Annotated in this window: 18 protein-coding genes; 12 read left to right on the top strand and 6 right to left on the bottom strand. The window is 62.9% G+C overall.

All coding sequences use genetic code 11. The annotated features are described in order from the left end of the window. Positions 1-4: 4 nt before the first annotated feature. Positions 5-2,542: a methyl-accepting chemotaxis protein gene (locus tag ACX93L_RS04860; RefSeq protein ID WP_459403778.1), complete on the bottom strand. Its 2,538-nt coding sequence runs from the start codon at positions 2,540-2,542 to the stop codon at positions 5-7. Between the two features lie 241 nt (positions 2,543-2,783). Here ACX93L_RS04860 and ACX93L_RS04855 point away from each other — a divergent pair, with 241 nt between their 5' ends. Genes ACX93L_RS04855 through mobB form a run of 4 tightly spaced genes read left to right on the top strand, consistent with a single transcriptional unit; the run spans position 2,784 to position 6,059 of the window. Beyond that, the gene (locus tag ACX93L_RS04855; RefSeq protein WP_459403777.1) at positions 2,784-3,689 is read left to right on the top strand and encodes a DMT family transporter; all 906 of its coding nucleotides are present in this window, start codon (positions 2,784-2,786) and stop codon (positions 3,687-3,689) included. Further along, complete coding sequence (locus ACX93L_RS04850; RefSeq protein WP_459403776.1) at positions 3,689-4,891, top strand: multidrug effflux MFS transporter; 1,203 nt, start codon at positions 3,689-3,691, stop codon at positions 4,889-4,891. The genes ACX93L_RS04855 and ACX93L_RS04850 overlap by 1 nt, the downstream gene beginning before the upstream one ends. A gap of 17 nt (positions 4,892-4,908) precedes the next feature. Beyond that, a complete protein-coding gene (mobA, locus tag ACX93L_RS04845) occupies positions 4,909-5,535 on the top strand; it encodes a molybdenum cofactor guanylyltransferase MobA (RefSeq protein WP_459403775.1) in 627 nt (208 codons plus the stop codon). Beyond that, positions 5,532-6,059, top strand: coding sequence for a molybdopterin-guanine dinucleotide biosynthesis protein B (gene mobB, locus ACX93L_RS04840; RefSeq protein ID WP_459403774.1), 528 nt, complete (start codon positions 5,532-5,534; stop codon positions 6,057-6,059). Before mobA ends, mobB begins: the two co-directional genes overlap by 4 nt. A 76-nt stretch (positions 6,060-6,135) precedes the next feature. On the opposite strand, the gene ACX93L_RS04835 is transcribed toward mobB, so the two are convergent. Then, positions 6,136-8,568, bottom strand: a complete 2,433-nt coding sequence (locus ACX93L_RS04835; protein WP_459403773.1) for an OmpA family protein — start codon at positions 8,566-8,568, stop codon at positions 6,136-6,138. Positions 8,569-8,935: 367 nt separating this feature from the next. Between ACX93L_RS04835 and ACX93L_RS04830 the strand changes: the two genes are divergently transcribed. The 8 genes from ACX93L_RS04830 (at position 8,936) to ACX93L_RS04795 (ending at position 16,400) form a co-directional block, all read left to right on the top strand. Beyond that, the gene (locus ACX93L_RS04830) at positions 8,936-9,709 is read left to right on the top strand and encodes an ABC transporter substrate-binding protein (protein ID WP_459403772.1); all 774 of its coding nucleotides are present in this window, start codon (positions 8,936-8,938) and stop codon (positions 9,707-9,709) included. A gap of 112 nt (positions 9,710-9,821) precedes the next feature. Next, the gene (locus ACX93L_RS04825) at positions 9,822-10,622 is read left to right on the top strand and encodes an ABC transporter permease (RefSeq protein WP_459403771.1); all 801 of its coding nucleotides are present in this window, start codon (positions 9,822-9,824) and stop codon (positions 10,620-10,622) included. Continuing rightward, on the top strand, positions 10,619-11,449 hold the full coding sequence (locus tag ACX93L_RS04820) for an ABC transporter permease (protein ID WP_459403770.1): 831 nt from the start codon (positions 10,619-10,621) through the stop codon (positions 11,447-11,449). The genes ACX93L_RS04825 and ACX93L_RS04820 overlap by 4 nt, the downstream gene beginning before the upstream one ends. 230 nt (positions 11,450-11,679) lie before the next feature. Beyond that, the gene (locus ACX93L_RS04815) at positions 11,680-11,946 is read left to right on the top strand and encodes an usg protein (RefSeq protein ID WP_169587518.1); all 267 of its coding nucleotides are present in this window, start codon (positions 11,680-11,682) and stop codon (positions 11,944-11,946) included. 110 nt (positions 11,947-12,056) lie between these two features. Continuing rightward, positions 12,057-12,872 carry a methyltransferase domain-containing protein gene (locus tag ACX93L_RS04810; protein WP_459403769.1) on the top strand — a complete coding sequence of 272 codons (816 nt, stop codon included), beginning with the start codon at positions 12,057-12,059 and terminating at the stop codon, positions 12,870-12,872. A gap of 129 nt (positions 12,873-13,001) precedes the next feature. Then, positions 13,002-14,720, top strand: a complete 1,719-nt coding sequence (locus ACX93L_RS04805; RefSeq protein WP_459403768.1) for a hypothetical protein — start codon at positions 13,002-13,004, stop codon at positions 14,718-14,720. 121 nt (positions 14,721-14,841) lie between these two features. Continuing rightward, complete coding sequence (locus tag ACX93L_RS04800) at positions 14,842-15,711, top strand: NAD(P)-dependent oxidoreductase (protein WP_459403767.1); 870 nt, start codon at positions 14,842-14,844, stop codon at positions 15,709-15,711. Then, positions 15,708-16,400 (top strand): DNA alkylation repair protein, encoded by a 693-nt coding sequence (locus ACX93L_RS04795; RefSeq protein WP_459403766.1) that lies wholly within the window; start codon positions 15,708-15,710, stop codon positions 16,398-16,400. The genes ACX93L_RS04800 and ACX93L_RS04795 overlap by 4 nt, the downstream gene beginning before the upstream one ends. 15 nt (positions 16,401-16,415) lie before the next feature. On the opposite strand, the gene ACX93L_RS04790 is transcribed toward ACX93L_RS04795, so the two are convergent. The 4 genes from ACX93L_RS04790 to ACX93L_RS04775 all read right to left on the bottom strand — a co-directional run bounded on the left by ACX93L_RS04790 (position 16,416) and on the right by ACX93L_RS04775 (position 18,859). After that, positions 16,416-16,904: an Lrp/AsnC family transcriptional regulator gene (locus ACX93L_RS04790; RefSeq protein ID WP_459403765.1), complete on the bottom strand. Its 489-nt coding sequence runs from the start codon at positions 16,902-16,904 to the stop codon at positions 16,416-16,418. Between the two features lie 64 nt (positions 16,905-16,968). Then, complete coding sequence (locus tag ACX93L_RS04785; protein WP_459403764.1) at positions 16,969-17,628, bottom strand: uracil-DNA glycosylase family protein; 660 nt, start codon at positions 17,626-17,628, stop codon at positions 16,969-16,971. A 21-nt stretch (positions 17,629-17,649) separates the two neighbouring features. Then, positions 17,650-18,261, bottom strand: a complete 612-nt coding sequence (locus ACX93L_RS04780; RefSeq protein WP_459403763.1) for a glutathione S-transferase family protein — start codon at positions 18,259-18,261, stop codon at positions 17,650-17,652. 19 nt (positions 18,262-18,280) lie between these two features. Beyond that, positions 18,281-18,859, bottom strand: coding sequence for a thermonuclease family protein (locus tag ACX93L_RS04775; protein ID WP_459403762.1), 579 nt, complete (start codon positions 18,857-18,859; stop codon positions 18,281-18,283). Between the last annotated feature and the right edge of the window lie 14 nt (positions 18,860-18,873).

Raw genomic sequence — 18,873 nt, 5'->3', positions numbered from 1 at the left:
ATCCTTACGCAGCGCCCCGATGCGGCGGCTGATGGCGCGTGGCGTCGCGGCCGATGCGGAACTGGTCGATCTTCGCCATCAGCAATTCCACCCGCTGGCGAAGGCCATGGATCTCGGCATTGTTCTCCTCGACCATGGCGGCGTTGCGCTGCGTGATGTGCTCGACATCCTTGACCGCGCGTGCGACCTCGTTGAGGCCTGTCGACTGCTGATGCGTGGCGGACGAGATCGTCTCGACCAGCTGCCGGACCTCCTCCACCTGCTCGATGATCGCCGTGAGCGCACCGCCGGTCCGCTCCACGAGCGTCACGCCTGAACGCACCTGGCTGCCGCTCACGGAAATGAGCTCCTTGATTTCCTTTGCCGCACCCGCACAACGCTGGGCAAGATCGCGAACTTCCTGAGCCACAACCGCGAAGCCTCGGCCCGCTTCGCCTGCGCGCGCCGCCTCGACGCCAGCATTGAGTGCCAGAAGATTGGTCTGGAAGGCGATTTCGTCGATCACGCCGATGATGGTCGAGATCCGCTCCGAGGACCGGCTGATCTCGCCCATGGCCTCGACCGCCTGCGTCACGATCACGCCCGACTGGCGCGCCTGTTCCCCGGTCCGCTGCACCGACTGGGCCGTGCGGTTGGCACCTTCTGCCGTGGTCCGAACCACATCGGCGAGCTGGTTCAGTGCACGCGCGCTCTCCTCAATCGCTGCGGCCTGTTGCTCGGTGCGGCGCGCGAGGTCATCGGCCGAGACCGCAAGGTTGCCGGTGCCGGCATTGATGTCGGCGCTTGCGGCACGGACATCGACTAGTGTCGCCCTCAGAGCCTCGGTCGCCCGATTGTAGGTCTCCGCCATAGCGACAAAATCGCCCGGCAGGTCGTTGCGCATCGCGCGCTCCAGATTGCCGGCGGCCAGCGCCTCCAGCACGTCGGAAAGGGCGTCCAGCGCCGCACGCTGTTCACTCTCGATCCTTGCGCGTTCCACCGCCCGCTGTTCGGCATCGCGCGCCGAAGTCTGTCGCGCCACGGTCGCCTCGTCCTCGAGCCGCCGGTTCTCGACCGCAGCGTCGCGGAAGACGGTGACGGACCGCACCATGTCGCCGATCTCGTCACCCCGTTCGCGCCCTTCGATCGGAACCTGAAGGTCGCCGCTGGCCAGACGCCCCATGACGTCGGTGATACGCTTCAACGGCGCGCGCAGCGTCTCGACGAGGAGCAGGCCGCCGACCACGGCGAGCAGCGTGCCGACCACCATCGCCAGAACGGAAATGCTGGCCGAGCGCTCGCTGTCGTCCTTGCCGATTTCCTGGGCATGGCTGACGAATTCGCGCAGCGACGCCATCGCCTTGCCGACATGGTCGCCGGCGACGGTGCGCAGCTGACGCCATTCCTCGGCGGATGTCATGAGGCTGGCGGACTGGCTGTCGATGGCGGTGGCAACGGGCTTCAGCTTGCCGGCAAAATCCCGCATCGTGCTGTTCTTCGCTCCGAGCTTGCCGATACTGTCGGCCCGTTCGGTAATTGCCGCGAGGTCGTCCAGCATCAGCTTGCGGGACGCCTCGTCGACCAAGCCGCGGAACCGTTCCGCGTGAAGGCTGAGGGCATCGATCGCAACGATCGTGGCTTCCACTTCGCTCATCAATTCCTTCTGTTCGGCCACCAGCTTGTCGAGACCGACGAAGCGTTCGGAAGCCGTATTGCTATTCTTGCCGGCCTGCTGGGCAAGCTTCTGCTCCATGGCCGCCAGCTCCGTGACGACCTGCCCGATGGCGATCGCCTTATCGATGTCAGTATGGGTGCCGTCGAGAACGGGACCGAGCTTGTCGGCAACGGCGGAGATCTCGGCGAGCGTCCTCTGCCCCTTGCTCGAAGCGATTTTGGTTGCCTTGCCAATCTCCTTGGTCAGCGCGGCGCCGTATAGGCGGGCCTGCGCGATCTGGTCGGCCGGCACGAACGACTTCTGCATCGCATCGCGCAGCTTGACGATGCGCTCGCCGACCGCCTTGAACGCCGAGGCGTCGAAGAGAAGCTCCTTGGCAAAGGATTCCTTGTCGGAAAAATCCTTGCGAACGAATTCGATCTGCTTGCTCAGCATGCCGCCTTCAGCGCGGACCGCCGCAAGGCTCTCGCCGATCGAGGCGTCGATCGCGTCCCGTTCGTTCTTGTTCGACCACATCCGGTCGAGTTCGCCGCGCATCCGGGCACCGAGCGAACGCAGGTCATCGAGGTCGGCCTTGGCCGCCTGCTTTGCGAGGATGCCGTCGAGGACCTCGAGCCCCTTTTCTTCGGAATCGACCGCTTTCACGAGATGAGAGCGGGTTTCCTCGGAGGGCTCGATGCTGAACTCCTGCAGCGCCACCTGCACCTGTTCCAGATCGCTGATATTGCCGATGGTCGCGCGCGTCACGGTCATGTGCCCGTTCAGCATGTTCGCGGTGTAATAGCCGAGCAAACCGACCCCGGCCATCAGGATGACGAGCGGTACCACGAACAGCAGCACCTTGGTGACGATCCTGCGGCTCTGCAGAAGACGGTCGATGAAACCCATGCGATCCTCGGAAGCAATCCGGCGAAGGCGCCCTGTTCATCAAGGACCGTCGGGAATCCATGCCGCCTCATGCGGTTTGGATAACTTCCAGCCTGGAGCTTGAACAATCGTTAAAAGTGTATCCCGGATCTGATATTATTCAGACAGTACTGATATGCGACACAACAAAGGTCGGCAGCCAGTAGGCGCCGGATCCCACATCGGCTAGAACGAGCCCCGCATTCTGGGAGATTCTTTGCCGATGGCCCTGTCCAACAATACCCGCGGCGCGTTGCTGATGACGCTGTCCATGGCCGGGTTCACCTGCAACGACGCCCTCAGCAAGGCGGTGAGCCCCCTGATGAACGTCGGACAGCTGATGTTGGTGCGCGGCCTCTTCACCAGCATCCTGGTCTTTCTCGTGGCGAGGCACCTCGGTGCGCTCGGTCATGTGCGCATGCTGAAGGACCCGATGATCGGCCTGCGGGTGCTCTTCGAGACGCTTGCCGCCGTCACCTTCCTCAGTGCGCTCGGCTCCATGCCGCTCGCCAATATCTCTTCGATCCTCCAGTCGCTGCCGCTGGCCGTCACTCTCGGCGCGGCGCTCTTCCTCCAGGAACCGGTCGGCTGGCGCCGCTGGCTGGCGATCGGCATCGGCTTCGTCGGCGTGCTGATCATCATCCGCCCCGGCCCCGACGGCTTCACCCTCTCTTCCCTTTATGTGCTGCTGAGCGTCTTCTTCGCCGCCGCGCGCGACCTCGTCACCAAGAAGGTGGACCCGGCCACCTCCTCGCTCGCGATCACGCTCTGCACGGCGACAGGCGTCACCATTGCAGGCGCCACCCTGACACCGGTCCTCGGCGGTTGGACGCCGCTGAGCGGTGGGACCTGGGCCGTCATGGTGCTCACGTCGCTGCTGATCTTTGTCGGATATCAGGGGATCATCATGGCCATGCGCACCGGCGAGATCTCCTTCATCGCCCCATTCCGCTATACCAGCCTGCTCTGGGCGGTCGCGCTCGGCATGCTCTTCTTCGGCGAGGTACCCGATGCCTGGATGGCGACGGGCGCAAGCGTGGTCATCGGCTCGGGCCTCTACGCCTTCTACCGCGAGAAGAAGCGGCGGGAAGAAGCGGCCCGGCTCGAAGGGAAAGGCCCCGTAATCTGATGAGTACGGCGCGTTTTCTCGACCGGCAAAGTCCGCCGCATGTGCTGAGCCTCGTCGCCGTCGCCGGCCTTTCCGCGCTGACGATGAACATCTTCCTGCCATCGCTCCCGGACATGGCGGCTCATTTCGGCGTAGACTACGCGACCATCCAGATCCTGATATCCGGCTATATCGCGGTGACGGCATTCGTGCAGATCGTGATCGGGCCTCTGTCCGACCGCTTCGGGCGTCGGCCGACCGTCCTTGCGGCGCTGGCTCTGCTGCTGGTCGCAACCGCGATGTGCATGCTGGCCGACAGCTTTGCCGTACTCGTGGCCGGCCGCCTCTTGCAGACCGCCGTCGTCACCGGCCTTGTGTTGTCGCGCGCCATCGTGCGCGACATGGTGCCGATGGAGGAAGCGGCCTCGATGATCGGCTATGTCACCATGGGTATGACCCTCGTTCCGATGATCGGCCCGACCCTCGGCGGTGTGCTCAACGATACCTTCGGCTGGCGGGCAAACTTCGCCGCCATCTTCATTCTTGGTGCAATTGTTCTCACGCTGGCCTGGGCCGATCTCGGGGAAACAAACCACAATCGCTCGTCGAGCTTCGCCCAGCAATTTCGGGCCTGGCCTGGCCTCCTCGCCTCGCCCACTTTCTGGGGTTATACCGCAACGGCAACCTTCACCTCCGGCGCCTTCTTCGCCTTCCTTGGCGGCGCCCCCTTCGTCGGGGCCACGCTGATGAAGATGAGCCCGAGCACGCTCGGCATGCAGTTCGTCTTCATCGCCGCCGGCTACATGGTCGGCAACTTCCTCTCCGGCCGCTATGCGAGGCGTGCCGGGATCTCCAACATGATGCTGGCCGGCGCGCTCGTGTCCCTCGCCGGCATAGCCCTTCCGGCGATACTCTTTGCTGTTGGCGCCGGATCGGCGGCAGCCTTCTTCGTGCCGCAGGTCATCGTCGGCTTCGGCAACGGCCTGACCCTGCCGAGCGCCAATGCCGGCATCGTCAGCGTGAAACCGGAACTCGCGGGCTCCGCCTCGGGCCTCGGCGGCGCGATGACCATGGCCGGCGGCGCGGCGCTCTCGCTCTTCGCCTCGTCGATCCTGACCGTCGAAAGTGGCGCGCTTCCCCTGATCGGGGTGATGCTCGTCTGCTGCGTTCTGGCCGTCGCCGCAATCCTCTACCTGCGCTACGCTGACCGCGACGCCAACTGACGAATCGGGCAAATGAGATGAGCACCAGGCCCCTGCATGCCCTGATCCTTGCAGGCGGCCTGTCCCGCCGCATGGGCCGGGACAAGGCGACCGTACTGCTCGGTCAAAAGACGATGATCGCCCGTGTCGCCGAGCGCCTCTCGCCGCAGGTCGCGTCGCTTGCGGTCAATGCGATACAACCACCGGACCCTAACCTCTCCCTTCCCCTCGTTTCGGACACCATTGCCGGACACGCCGGACCGCTCGCAGGCATTCTTGCCGGGCTGAAGCGGACACGGACAGAATATCCCGCCGCCTCCCATCTCCTGACGGTTCCGGCCGACACCCCTTTCCTGCCGGCTGATCTTGCCGACCGGCTCCACGCCGCCCTTGGAGGGCCTGAGGAGATAGCGCTCGCCGCGTCCGCCGGCCGATCCCACCCGGTCGTGGCCCTCTGGCCGCTTTCGATTGCAGCCGATCTCGAAGCCTGGCTCGCCGACCCCGCAAACCGGCGTCTGCAGTCCTTCATTGCCCGCCATGCGGCGACCGTGGTGGATTTCCCGCCGATTGAGACCGCCGCCGGACCGCTCGACCCCTTCTTCAACGTCAACACGCCCGACGATCTCGTCGCCGCCGAGCGTTTCCTCGAGGCCCTTGAAGCATGAACGAACGCCCGCGCATTTTCGGAATATCCGGCTGGAAGAACTCCGGCAAGACCGGCCTCGCCGTCCGCCTCGTCGAGGAGTTCACACGACGCGGCTACCGCATATCGACGATCAAGCACGCCCACCACGACTTCGACATCGACAAGGTCGGCGCCGACAGCTACCGCCACCGGCAGGCCGGCGCGCACGAGGTGGCGATCGTCTCCGGCACCCGCTACGCCATCATGCACGAACTGCGCGGGCGCGAGGAGCCGAGCTTCGAGGAAATCCTCTCGCGCCTCGGGCCCTGCGATCTGGTGCTGATCGAGGGCTACAAGCGCGAACCGGTGCCGAAGATCGAGGCCCGCCGCCTGGAAGCCAACAACCGCGAACCGCTGGCACCGAGCGATCCCCACATCGTCGCGATCGCCGCCGATCATCCCGTCACCGGGACGGAATTGCCCGTCTTCGATCTCGACGACACCGCGACCATCGCCGATTTCATCGCTGAGACCACCGGCCTTCCGGCACCACGCATGGACTGAATTCCGGCAAGGCAGACCGACAAACGAAAAGGCCGCCGGGTTTCCCCGGCGGCCTTCTCTTTGGATAGCAACCCGCTTAGCGGTTCGCGGTGGTGGCCGGACGAACCAGCGAGGTGACGCGACGGATCGCGACGCGGCGGTTCTGCTGCTCGGCTTCGGCCGTGCGAATCTTCAGGTAACGCTCGCCGTAACCCTGAACCGAGAGGTTTTCCGGCGGAATGCCGTAGACTTCGGTCAGGAGGTTCGCGACCGTCTCTGCGCGCTGGTCGGACAGGATCAGGTTCGACCGGTCCGAACCGACGGCATCGGTATGACCCTCGATCAGGAAGGTTTCACCCGGATCCTTGTCGAGTACCTTCTGCATCGCTTCGGCCACCTTGCGTAGCGTCTTGGCCTGCGCCAGCGGCACTTCGGCCGAGCCAGACGGGAAGGTGATCGTATCGAGGTCGATACGACGCACCTTGTCGCGCAGACGCGACGAGGACTTCACTTCGTCCATCGAATAGACGCGCTCGACACGTTCGACCGGCGGCTGGGCAAGGAAGTCGTAGTAGTCACGATCCGGAGCGCGCGAGGTCGTGACGATGTAGTCATCGACCGGCACGGTCAGGCGCATGGGCGGCAGGCTGTAGCCGACGTCCACATAGATGCGGGCCCGTTCGGAATCGGCCTCCGGCGAGTAGAGAAGCACATACTCGTCGCCATCCGAGGTGAAGCGCGAACGCAGGATGATGTCGCCATAGCGGTTGTAGATCGTAACCAGGCGCGAACCGTCGGCACGCTCGATCGTCTCGCGCACGCGGCCGCGGGGCAGTTCCTCGTAATAGGTCTCCGAGGCATCCCAGCGAAGGCGCGGCCGGTCGTCGCCACGAACAACCACCTGGTTGCCGATGTTGATGACCGTACGGTTATCGACCTGCTCGATGACACGAACCTGATTGACCTGGTTGATGTTCGTCACGTTGTTGGTCACGTTCGTGACATTGGTGATGTTCGTAACATTCGTGGCATTGGTCACGTTGTTGACGACCGTCGTCGGCACCTCGAAGGTGGGCGCGGCATCAAGCTGGGTGCCCTGCTCGGCGGCAAACGCCTGGATCACCTGCGGCTCGACCTTGGCTGCATCGGCCTGTGCGGCAGCGTCGCTCTCCGGAGCCGGCGCAACCTCGGTTTCGGCACGCAGTTGCGTGCGAACCTCGCGGGTTTCGGCGGAACCGGTGTTGTCGGCATCCTTGTCACTGTCGAGCACGGCACCGCCATTGTCGACCGGCAGGACGACCGTTTCTGCGGTCGCAGCCGGATCCTCGGCAATCTCCTGCTTCTGTTCTTCGGTCCGCGTATCGACGATTTCTTCGACCGGAACCTCGGCCGGCGGTTCTACGGCAGGAACCACCACTTCCTCGACAGGCTGCTGGTCAGCCGGCTGTTCGGTCGTGGCCTGATCCGGCGTGGCGTCGGGCGTCGTTGCGTCCTGGGTCGTGGCGTCCTGGGCGGGCTGTTCGGCCGGAGCCGCCTCGCCCTGCTGGGTCTGCTCGTCGGTCGGCGCGGTAACCGGCTCCTCCGCAGGCGCAGCCTGATCCTGCTGCTGTTCCTGGGCAGGTGCCTGTTCGGTCTGGTCGGCGGGCGCCGGCTCTTCTGCGGGCTGTTCGGCCGGCGCCTGTTCCTCTGCGGGCTGCTCGGCCGGGACCTGCTCTTCAGCAGGCTGCTCGGCAGGAGCCTCGGGTGCCGGGCAGGCATCGGCAGAAGCCGCCTGCGAACCATCGGCGCAAGTGACCATCTCCGGGGCCGGCTGCTGAGCCTCTTCGGCTGCCTTCTGTGCTTCCTCGGCAGCCTGCTGCTCGGCTGCCTGCTGGGCCTCTTGCGCAGCCTGCTGCTCGGCGGCGCGCTGGGCCTCTTCTGCAGCCTGCTGTTCTGCTGCACGCTGGGCTTCTTCAGCAGCCTGCTGTTCGGCTGCACGCTGAGCTTCTTCAGCGGCCTGCTGCTCCGCCGCACGCTGGGCTTCTTCGGCAGCCTGCTGCTCCGCCGCACGCTGGGCTTCTTCTGCAGCCTGCTGCTCTGCGGCACGCTGGGCTTCTTCTGCAGCCTGCTGCTCTGCGGCACGCTGGGCTTCTTCGGCAGCCTGCTGCTCGGCGGCACGCTGGGCTTCTTCGGCGGCCTGCTGCTCGGCGGCGCGCTGGGCTTCTTCCGCTGCCTGCTGCTCGGCGGCACGCTGGGCTTCTTCGGCAGCCTGCTGTTCGGCCGCACGCTGAGCCTCTTCCGCTGCCTGCTGATCAGCCGCACGCTGGGCGTCGATCGCATCGCAGGTCGCCTGATCGGCAGCCTGGCTGCCATCGCTGCAGGTCACCGTCGCATCCTGCGCGACAAGGATACCCACCGGCTCCGAAGTCCGGCTTTGGCTCACGCTTCTCTCGGTCTGCGTCACGGCGGATGCCGCGACCGGCTCTACCATGACGGCTGCCGACAGGACCGGCAGGGCTACGGTAGCGAACAGTTTCGATCTCAATCTCATATCCAATTCCTTGCGAAGCGTGGCACCATAACGATGTCGTTTTAGGAGCAGGTGATGGAACGGCTTTTTTGTGTCCGCCCCCTGTTCTGCCGCTCCCATTGCACAGAACGTATAAAGCGGCAAATTAACCTTGGCTGAACGAAAAAGTTTCATCGAATTTCTGCAATCCCCATCAGTATTGCATTTTCATGGCTTGCATTCGTAATCGCTAATTGACGCGATTTTTTTGTTCTAACGCGTGTTTGGTGTTGATTTTCCGGAAGAAAGAGTAGGAATATCGCCCCAGGTACGGCACGGAGGTGCCGCGCTTGCCCTGTTCAGCGCGGGGGACAAGACAACCGCGCGAACGACCAACAGAGAGGATCACATGCGTATCTCGACACGTTTCTTCGCCGCCGCTTCGATTGCCGCCCTGTCGCTTTTCGCCGGCAGCGCGATGGCGGAGGACAAGCTGATCATCGGCACGGAAGGCGCCTACCCGCCCTTCAACAACCTCGAATCGGACGGCTCGCTCGTCGGCTTCGACATCGATATCGCCAAGGCCCTTTGCGATGAGATGAAAGTCACCTGCGAATTCGTCACCCAGGATTGGGACGGCATCATTCCGGCTCTCCAGGCTAAGAAGTTCGACGCCATCATCGCGTCGATGTCGATCACGCCGGAGCGCAAGGAAAAGGTCGACTTCACCGACAAGTACTACAACACCGGCCCGGCGCTCGCCGTTGCGAAGGACTCCACGATCACCGGCATTGCCGACCTGAAGGGCAAGGTCCTCGGCGCGCAGTCCTCGACGACCCACGCCAACTATGCTGAAAAGCATGTACCCGACGCCGAACTGAAGCTCTACCCGACCACCGACGAGTACAAGCTCGACCTCGAAGGCGGCCGTGTAGACGCCGTCATCGACGACGTTGTCGTGCTGTCGGAATGGGTGAAGTCGGAAGCTGGCGCCTGCTGCAAGATCGCAACCGCCCTTCCGGCCGACGTTGAAATCAACGGTCCGGGCGCAGGCATCGCGGTCCGCAAGGGCGAAACCGCACTCGCCGAAAAGTTCAACGCCGCCATCAAGGCGATCCGCGCGAACGGCAAGTACAAGGAAATCAACGACAAGCACTTCGATTTCGACGTGTACGGCCAGTGATCCCCTGAAATCTGCAGACAAGCGATGGCGGAAGACTCGTTCTTCCGCCATTGTCATTTATGAGAAGACCGAAAATAAAAGATGCGGCACGAACCGCAGGGGGACATAGAGTATGAGCGGCGCACTTTCCGCCCTCGGCTCATTCTGGGCCTGGTTTCAGTATGCTTTCGATCCGTTGTGCGGACCGGTCGGGTTGTTCAACCTTCTCGGCAGCTCATCATTGGTCGCCTGCGGCGCGGGTTGGGGTGACGAAATCGCCTTCGGCGTAAAGATCACCATCTCGCTGGCCCTAGCGACCTTGCCCATAGGCTTGATGGTCGGTTTCTTCATCGCGCTTGCCATGCAGTCCGAGGAAAAGTCGCTGCGCATGGCCGGCGGCATCTACACGACCATCTTCCGCGGCCTTCCCGAACTCCTGACCCTGTTCATTGTCTATTACGGCGTGCAGATGGGCATTCAGGCGATCCTCGCCTGGTTCGGCAACGAGCAGCGAATCGAGATCAATGCCTTCACAGCCGGCATGATCGCGCTGTCCGTCGTCTTTTCCTCCTATTGCTCGGAGGTGCTGCTTTCGGCCTTCCGCGCCATTCCCAAGGGACAGTATGAAGCCGGCGACGCGCTCGGCCTCCATCGTGGCCGCACCATGCGCCTGATCATCCTGCCGCAGCTGATCCGCATCGCCTTGCCCGGCCTGGGCAATCTCTGGATGAACCTCTTGAAGGACACGGCACTCGTCTCGGTCATCGGGCTGTCGGATATCCTGCGCCAGACGAGTATCGCCACCAGGGTCAGCAAGGAGGCCTTCTTCTTCTACTTTCTCGCCTGCGCGCTCTTCCTCGCGCTCGCCGTCCTTTCCTCGATTGGCATCAGTATGATCGACCGTTGGAGCAACCGCGCCGGAGGTCGTCGATGAGCTACGCGACCAACCTTATCGAGCCTCGTCCGGCACCGCCGAAGGTCGCCTCCCGCATGAGCGGCTCGCGCATCATCGGCTTCATCGGCCTCGGGCTGTGGATCCTGCTCGCGGCTGCCCTCGTCTACATGATGGTCAGCAACTGGGACACCGACAAGTTTGTCAAATACGGTCCGCGTTATCTCTCGGGCCTCTGGGTCACGCTGACCCTCGTCGTCGTATCGATCACGTTCGGCGCCCTGCTCTCCATTCCGATCGCCTTCGCGCGCATGTCGAAGAGCCGCGTGCTGAACGTGATATCCTACGCCTATGTCTACGTGTTCCGCGGAACGCCGCTGCTCGCGCAGATCTACCTGATCTATTACGGCTTCGGCTCGTTCAAGGCGCAGATCGAGTCCGTTCACCTGTGGTGGTTCTTCCGCGAGGCCTGGTATTGCGCGCTGCTCTCGATGACGCTCAACACCGCGGCCTACCAGGCGGAAATTCTCCGTGGGGCAATCCTCAGCGTGCCGCGCGGCCAGTCCGAAGGCGCCATGTCGCTCGGCCTCAGTCCCTTCGTCACTTTCCGCAAGATCATCCTGCCGCAGGCACTGATCGTGGCGCTCCGCCCCTACGGCAACGAGATCATCCTGATGGTCAAGGGATCAGCCGTCGTCGCGGTTGTCACCGTGCTCGATCTGATGGGGCAGACCCGCTACACCTTCTCGCGCACCTTCGACTATCAGGCCTATCTCTGGGCTGCCGTCTTTTACCTCACCATGGTCGAAACCATGCGGCACATCTGGGCCTGGCTCGAGGCACGCCTCACCCGCCACCTGAAACGCTGAACCGGCACGGCGAGCACCCGGTCCGCCCGTGGCAGCACTCCGGTCAATCGACTGCCAAGCCATTGCAGGAAAAGAGCAATCCGCGCCCTCAAGGCGCAGATTAAATCTTCGTTAACCTTGCGATGTTTCCATTTCAGACAGGCCGCTCCCGTGGCGCGGCCGATCGGTCCGCCGAAGCGGAACACCGCCGGCTCCGGTCCTCTGGATAAGGGAACGAAGACGAGGTTGTCATGAACCACGAAATGGAACTGATGCTGAAAGGTTACGGCCTGACGACGGCGCAAATCCTCTACCGCTTGCCCGACCATCCCCAGTTGCTGCAGACCTATGTCTGGCAGCACTACGATCTGGCACCGGAATTCCCCGAGATGCGGAGCTTCCTGAAGTTCTGGCAGGACAAGCTCGACGGACCGCTGCACTCGGTCTGCTACGTCCACCGGAAGATGATCGGAGCCAATGAGTGGCGCTCGCTCAAAGGCGAATTCATCCTCCACTGAAGCGGAGCGGCCTCCCGGTCGGACAGCCGCATTGCCAAAAGCAACGCGACGCATTAGAGCCTGCGAAACGGCCACCGACAGGCGGCGGCCCGGTTATCGGAGTGCTCCACATGGCCAAGATCGACGAAGACGCGCTGGCGGAAGCGTATAACCGGGCACTCGCGCTCGAAAAGGCAGGCGACATCGACGCCGCCGTCAAGGCCTATGAAGAAGTGCTGGCAATCGATCCGGAGGACCACGGCGGCGCCTCGGTTCGCATCGCCTCGCTCGGCCGCGGCGATGCCCCGCCGAAGGCGCCCGACGCCTATGTCGAAACCCTGTTCGACCAGCACGCCGAAGCCTTCGAGGACATTCTCGTCGAACAACTGGGTTATGCGGTGCCGGTCATGGTCCGCCAGCGCATGCAGGCACTCGGCCTCGGCCCCTTCAAGCGCATGCTCGATCTCGGCTGCGGCACGGGCCTTACCGGCGGCACGCTGCGCGACATGGTCGACGACATCACCGGCATCGACATCTCGGAGAACATGGTCGAGATCGCCCACGAAAAGGATCTCTACGAGACCCTCTATGTCGCTGAGGTCGAAGACTTTCTCGAAGACAACGACGACGAACCCTTCGACCTCGTCACCGCGACCGATGTGCTCCCCTATCTCGGCGCGCTCGAACCGCTGTTCTTCGGTGCAGCCGAAAACATGGTCCAGGGCGGCATCTTCGCCTTCTCGTCAGAAACCCTGCCGGACGACATCCTCGCCGGACGTCCCTACATGGTCGGCCCGCACCAGCGCTTCGCCCATTCCGAGGCCTATGTCCGCGAACGGTTGGCCGCCACGGGCTTCGAGATCGTCGAAATCTCGGAGATCAACGTCCGCATGCAGGACGGAAACCCGACCCCGGGCCACCTGGTGATCGCGAGATTGAAGGGCTGAAGGCAGCGCCGTTCCGCTGGCACCCACACATCGGAACACTTCAATCCGCAACCATGACGCGATTGCGGTTCGTAGACGGACTGTCGTCCGCAACCTAAAATGTCCTCTTGAGTGTGGGAGGGCCGCGGAATGGACGTGTCTTCGTGGTCTGCATTGATTGCGAACGCATTCTGCACCCCGGCGGCGACGGTCAGCGTGCTGAGCAGGATCAACTGGCTCGCGCTCGTCATGGCGCTGATTGCGCCCATGCTGATCATCCTGGCCCGCCACGAGATACGCCTCGCCCGGCTGCGGCAAATTCAGGATTTCTTCCAGATCTTCGAAGTCAAACCCAAGCGGCAGGCCAGGAAAATGCCGAGCGGGGCGAATGTCGTGCAGCAGATCGGCGCCGGCGACGCGGACGCCGTCCCGCGCGAACTGGTCGCCAGAGACGCCGAGGGACCCGTACAAGAGCCGCTTCGCGATGGCCCCGATAACAAGAATCCGCCTCAGACCGAGCCCCACGGAAGATACAACGGCCTGGCCACCAACCCTTCCTTCGAGTTCGTGCGCTCCAAATACACTGCCGATATCGATATCCTCAAGGACGACAGAGAAGAGTTTCGGCACGCCTCCGAACAACGACGCCTCGAGCTCTACATCAAGGCGGCTCAGGCCCACCGGATCGCCTTCAGCTGGAGACTTCTCTTCTCCTCGATCGGTTTTATCCTCATCAGCTATTTCGGCTTTCACTTCCTCGGCCAGGCGATCGTCGGCGGGTTCCAAGCAGTGAATTCCTGCAAATTTCTCGCAGTCATGGGGTCAACTTCCATGCCGCAACGGCTGTATGTTATCGCTGCCCTGACCTTCCTTGGTGCCTACATAGCATCTGTCCGCTACCTCCTGAGCCGCTTGACGGTATTCGACCTGACTTCGAGCAGCATCTTGAGGGTAACCACGGAAACCGTGGCGTCTATCCTGCTCGCGATGGTTCTCTACGCTGCGTTCCCCAATCCGCTCCATGCCATCGGCACGGTGCTTACCGGCGATGCCACCAAATCGAACAACGGAATTTCCTTCCTGTGGCTCGGCCTCGCACCTTTACTGGGCCTGATGCCGCAGACGTCGACGAAATTCCTCCTCGTCAAGCTCCAATCGCTGGTGAAATGGATCAAGATGACGGATGACCGCTTCGTCGAGGTCACCAAGATCACCTCCCTTGATGTTCTTGACGGCATAGACTTCGAAACACGATTCCGCCTCGAAGAATGCGGGATATTCGACGTCCAGAACCTAGCCACTTACAACCCTATCCTCCTGCATGTCGAAACACCTTACGGCATCTATCAATGCATCGACTGGATTGGGCAGGCGCAACTGTGCCATATCGTCGGGCTGGAGCGCTTCATGCTGCTGCGCGAGATCAACATCCGCACGATCTTCGATCTCGAGCGCGCGATAGACAGCATCTACTCACCACCGCAATTCGATGACATCTACATGAGCATCCTGATGGCGCCGACGGATAACCTTCGCCGGATCGCCGATGCCGGAAAGGCACAGTTTCTAATCCGGGACAAGCAAGGCAGCCGGCAGGTATCGGTGGACGAGTACTGCAAGTGGGCAAGGGAACTTATAAGCACCAATCCGGAGCTCCTCTCGAACGCTGCCGAGCACCTGATGTGCTGGATCACGGACGATCTCCACGTCAGGCGGTTGCGGAGGCTATGGACCGACATTTCCGACAGCCTTGAACCGGGTTCTAACTACTTCGACGATTCCAGGCGCCACCCGCGCAATGCAGCGCTTTACGGGAACATACGGCAGAACGCACCCGCCACCGGGCTTGTTGCGGGGGACGGTATCTAGCCCCACGAACCAACCGAACTCCCGGCATCTTCGACCACAGGTTTCGCGTACCAGCCTTTTCCTCACCTCCACAATGTTCTAATCCTGCCAGCTCGAACGCACATGGCAGGAGACATAAGGCATGGCAAAGGTCGCATTCATCGGTTTGGGGGTCATGGGTTACCCGATGGCCGGGCATCTGAAGACGAAGGGCGGGCACGACGTCACCGTCTATAACCGCACCGCCACCAAGGCCGAGAAATGGGTTGTCCAGTTCGGGGGCAAGGCCGCTCCGACGCCGGCCGAAGCGGCCGCCGATGCGGATTTCGTCTTCACCTGCGTCGGTAACGACGACGACCTGCGCTCCGTCACGATCGGCGAAAACGGCGTGCTTTCGGGCATGAAACCGGGCGCGATCCTGATCGACAACACCACCGCCTCGGCCGAAGTCGCCCGCGAACTTGCCGAAGCCGCGGCTGCAAAGGGCCTCGCCTTCGTCGACGCGCCGGTTTCCGGCGGCCAGGCCGGCGCGGAAAACGGCGTGCTCACCGTGATGTGCGGTGGCGACCCGGCGACCTTCGACCGGGCGAAACCGGTGATCGACGCCTTTGCCCGCATGGTCGGCCTGATGGGTCCGGTCGGTGCCGGCCAGCTGACCAAGATGATCAACCAGATCTGCATCGCCGGCCTGGTGCAGGGCCTCGCCGAGGGGATTCATTTTGGCAAGAAAGCCGGCTTGGACATTGAAAAGGTTGTCGAAGTCATCTCCAAGGGGGCGGCCGGCTCCTGGCAGATGGAAAACCGATACAAGACGATGAACGAAAGCCGCTACGAGTTCGGCTTTGCCGTCGACTGGATGCGCAAGGATCTCGACATCGTGCTGACAGAAGCCCGTCGCAATGGCGCAAACCTGCCCGTGACCGCCCTCGTCGACCAGTTCTACGGTGAGGTCCAGAAGCTCGGCGGCAATCGGTGGGATACGTCCTCGCTGCTGGCACGCCTGGAAAAATGACGTTTACGCCCGCCTCCTCCGTCGAAGAGATCGTTGCCTTCCTGCGCACTCAGCGCAACGAGACCAACATCGCCGGCATGGGCCGATACGGCATCGTCACCGACACGGCGATCGGCATCGGAAACCCGGTCCTGCAGAAGCTGGCGAAGGAAGCGGGCGTCGACCACCGGCGCGCCATGGCGCTCTGGGACACCGGGATCCGCGAGGCCCGGATGCTCGCCATCTGGACCTTCGATCCCAGGGCGCTGTCCAGGGACGAGGTGATGCGCCTCGCCGACGACTTCAATTCCTGGGAGATCGTCGATACCGCAGCCGACCTGCTGACCGAAACGGAATTCTGGCAGTCGCTCATTGCGGAGTTTGCCGCCGATGAACGGGAATTCGTCCGGCGCACCGCCTTCGCAATGATCGCCGGCGCCTCCGTCCATCGCAAGAAGGAACCGGACGCGACCTTTGTCGGCTATCTTCCGCTGATCGAAGCCCACGCGACCGACCCGCGCAATTTCGTCCGCAAGGCCGTCAACTGGGCCCTGCGCAACATCGGCAAACGCAACCGCACCTGCCACGCCCCGGCCCTCGCGCTCGCCGAAAAACTGGCGGGAAGCACCGACAAGACGGCGCGCTGGATCGGCAAGGACGCCGTCCGCGAACTGACCAGCGTAAAGATCCTCAAGCGCCTGAAGCCCTGAGGATCTTGATCCCGCTCAGTCTTCCTGAGACTTCTGGTTGTCGAGGATCATGTAGTCGAGCGGAAGCTCGGTCGTGTACTTGATCTGCTCCATGGCGAAGGCCGAGGAGACGTCGCGGATCTCGATCTTGGCGATCATCCGCTTGTAGAAGGCGTCATAGGCCGCGATATCCGGCACGACGACGCGCAGCAGATAGTCGACATCGCCGCTCATGCGGTAGAACTCGACGACTTCCGGAAACTCCGCCACCACCTCCGAAAACCGCTTCAGCCACTCGATCGAATGGCTCGACGTGCGGATCGACACGAAGACGGTGACCTTGGTGTTCACCTTGGCCGGATCGAGCAGGGCGACCCGGCGGCGGATCACGCCGTCCTCCTCCATCTTCTGGATACGGCGCCAGCACGGCGTGGTCGAAAGCCCGACCTTCTTGGCAAGGTCGGCCACGGCAAGCGTGGAGTCTTCCTGAAGGATGCGGAGTATTTTTCGGTCGAGTCGATCCATGCCACTGCCTTTCGAATATTTTTCCTCATATAAAGCAAAATAACTTAAAGCAAAGAAAATCGTTTCATGCGCAGAGCGTTTTCACCTGCTTTTTCAGGATCGGCAGAACCTCCGCCTCGAACCAGGAATTGCGCTTCAGCCAGCCCGTGTTGCGCCAGCTCGGATGCGGAAGCGGCAGCACCTTGGGGCCATCCACATTGGCTTGCCAGTAGTCACGCCAATGCTCGACCGTCTCGGTCATCGTCCGGCGCCGGCGGCTTCCGAGGTGCCAGGCCTGCGCATACTGGCCGATAGCCAGGACGAGCTCCACCTGCGGCATGGCCGCCATGACCGCAGTCCGCCACTCGGGCGCGCATTCCCGTCGAGGCGGAAGGTCATGGCCGTTTGCGTCATAGCCCGGAAAACAGAATCCCATGGGCACGATGGCAAAGCGGTCTCGATCATAGAAGGTTTCCCGATCAACCCCGAGCCACTGGCGTAGCCTGTCGCCGGATGCATCGTTGAATGGCAGCCCCGTCTGATGAACCTTGAGCCCTGGCGCCTGGCCGGCGATCAGGACGCGGGCGCGGGTGGAAATGATCGCGACCGGACGCGGCTCGTGGGGAAGACGCCTCTCCTCTCCGCCAGCCGGACAGTCCCGGCAGATCCGGCAGGCGCCGATCGCCCGCCTGAGATCGTCCAGCTCATCGTCCGGCCCGTCATGCCTGTCGTTCGCCGGATGCATCACGCTTCCCGTCGACCCGGATCAGAGCGCCGCGCTCGGCCGGGCCTGAACGTCCCTGAACCAGCGCCACACATGGGTAAACTCGTCCGGACAGGTGATCCTCGCCGGCTTCATGAACTCGAAGGCGATCATCGCGGTGATGTCGGCGATCGTGAAGCGCGGCCCGGCGACGAAAGCCCGCCCCGCCAGTTCCTGATCGAGGAATTTCAGGAACTCCAGCGCCTTCGGCTTGTTCGCCTCGCCCCAGGCCGGCACCTGCGGCACCTCCCATTCGGCCATCGCCGGATGAAGGTGGCGGAAGGCCGCTGCGACCGGCGCGAAGAAGTGAAGCTCGGCGCGGCGGTTCCACATCTCGACGATCGCCTTGTCGGTCGCATCGACCCCGAAGAGCGGCGGCTCGGGCTGGATCTCCTCGAAATAGCGACAGATCGCCACCGACTCGCAAATCACCGTGCCATCGTCGAGCTCGAGCACCGGCAACCGCTGCAACGGGTTCTTCGCGGCGATCTCCGCCGACTTGTGCCCGAGCTTGCCCATGTCCACCGGCACGGTTTCGACCGTGATCCCCTTCTCCTTGAGGAACACCGTCACCCGGCGCGGATTGGGCGCGCGTCCACCATCATAGAGCTTCATGAAACCTCCCTCGTTTCCCTCAGTTGATACCAAGCCAACGGCGGAGCAAAGCGAAAATACCTGAGGCATGTTCGGTTTCCTCCATCCCGGCGCGATGGATGCGCCGCCAGTCCGACGGGCGATCGAAGGGTCCGGACCAGATGCCGAGCCCCTCCTCGCGGGCCGCCGCCTCCTCGCCACCATAATCGCCATAAGCGACGGCAAGGCCCTCGCGGACCATTCTGCCGTTGACGTCGAGACCGTCGATGACGCAACGCACCAGTCGCCGTCCATATCTGTCAACGCCACCGCCGCTACAGGAAAACGAAGGCTGCCCGACGAAGGCAGCCAGTCGCGCCCGAGCAGAAGAACCGCAAGGATCAACAGCAGGTTCCACGCCGCAGGTCTGACCGATCTCCGGCGCATCGATCCCCTCGAGACGGAAGCGCTGATCCCCCTGCGCGAGCGTATCGCCGTCCACAGCGACGAACCGTCCCGTCAGGTCAATGCGGTTGTCCCGGTCGAGCTTGGCGGCGATGAGAAGGGCAAGAAGAAGTGCGGACGCAGCAACCACGCCGTCGCGCAGAAGACGGAAGCTACGATTCACAATTTGGCCCATTTCGAAAATGAAAG

The organism is Rhizobium sp. CAU 1783, assembly GCF_054551725.1.
This window is presented reverse-complemented; position numbering and strand designations above follow the sequence as displayed.

Bases quoted from the DNA above. Each gene is read 5' to 3' on its own strand.
- ACX93L_RS04860 (WP_459403778.1), bottom strand. From the start codon at position 2,542: ATGGGTTTCATCGACCGTCTTCTGCAGAGCCGCAGGATCGTCACCAAG.
- ACX93L_RS04855 (WP_459403777.1), top strand. From the start codon at position 2,784: ATGGCCCTGTCCAACAATACCCGCGGCGCGTTGCTGATGACGCTGTCC.
- ACX93L_RS04850 (WP_459403776.1), top strand. From the start codon at position 3,689: ATGAGTACGGCGCGTTTTCTCGACCGGCAAAGTCCGCCGCATGTGCTG.
- mobA (WP_459403775.1), top strand. From the start codon at position 4,909: ATGAGCACCAGGCCCCTGCATGCCCTGATCCTTGCAGGCGGCCTGTCC.
- mobB (WP_459403774.1), top strand. From the start codon at position 5,532: ATGAACGAACGCCCGCGCATTTTCGGAATATCCGGCTGGAAGAACTCC.
- ACX93L_RS04835 (WP_459403773.1), bottom strand. From the start codon at position 8,568: ATGAGATTGAGATCGAAACTGTTCGCTACCGTAGCCCTGCCGGTCCTG.
- ACX93L_RS04830 (WP_459403772.1), top strand. From the start codon at position 8,936: ATGCGTATCTCGACACGTTTCTTCGCCGCCGCTTCGATTGCCGCCCTG.
- ACX93L_RS04825 (WP_459403771.1), top strand. From the start codon at position 9,822: ATGAGCGGCGCACTTTCCGCCCTCGGCTCATTCTGGGCCTGGTTTCAG.
- ACX93L_RS04820 (WP_459403770.1), top strand. From the start codon at position 10,619: ATGAGCTACGCGACCAACCTTATCGAGCCTCGTCCGGCACCGCCGAAG.
- ACX93L_RS04815 (WP_169587518.1), top strand. From the start codon at position 11,680: ATGAACCACGAAATGGAACTGATGCTGAAAGGTTACGGCCTGACGACG.
- ACX93L_RS04810 (WP_459403769.1), top strand. From the start codon at position 12,057: ATGGCCAAGATCGACGAAGACGCGCTGGCGGAAGCGTATAACCGGGCA.
- ACX93L_RS04805 (WP_459403768.1), top strand. From the start codon at position 13,002: ATGGACGTGTCTTCGTGGTCTGCATTGATTGCGAACGCATTCTGCACC.
- ACX93L_RS04800 (WP_459403767.1), top strand. From the start codon at position 14,842: ATGGCAAAGGTCGCATTCATCGGTTTGGGGGTCATGGGTTACCCGATG.
- ACX93L_RS04795 (WP_459403766.1), top strand. From the start codon at position 15,708: ATGACGTTTACGCCCGCCTCCTCCGTCGAAGAGATCGTTGCCTTCCTG.
- ACX93L_RS04790 (WP_459403765.1), bottom strand. From the start codon at position 16,904: ATGGATCGACTCGACCGAAAAATACTCCGCATCCTTCAGGAAGACTCC.
- ACX93L_RS04785 (WP_459403764.1), bottom strand. From the start codon at position 17,628: ATGCATCCGGCGAACGACAGGCATGACGGGCCGGACGATGAGCTGGAC.
- ACX93L_RS04780 (WP_459403763.1), bottom strand. From the start codon at position 18,261: ATGAAGCTCTATGATGGTGGACGCGCGCCCAATCCGCGCCGGGTGACG.
- ACX93L_RS04775 (WP_459403762.1), bottom strand. From the start codon at position 18,859: ATGGGCCAAATTGTGAATCGTAGCTTCCGTCTTCTGCGCGACGGCGTG.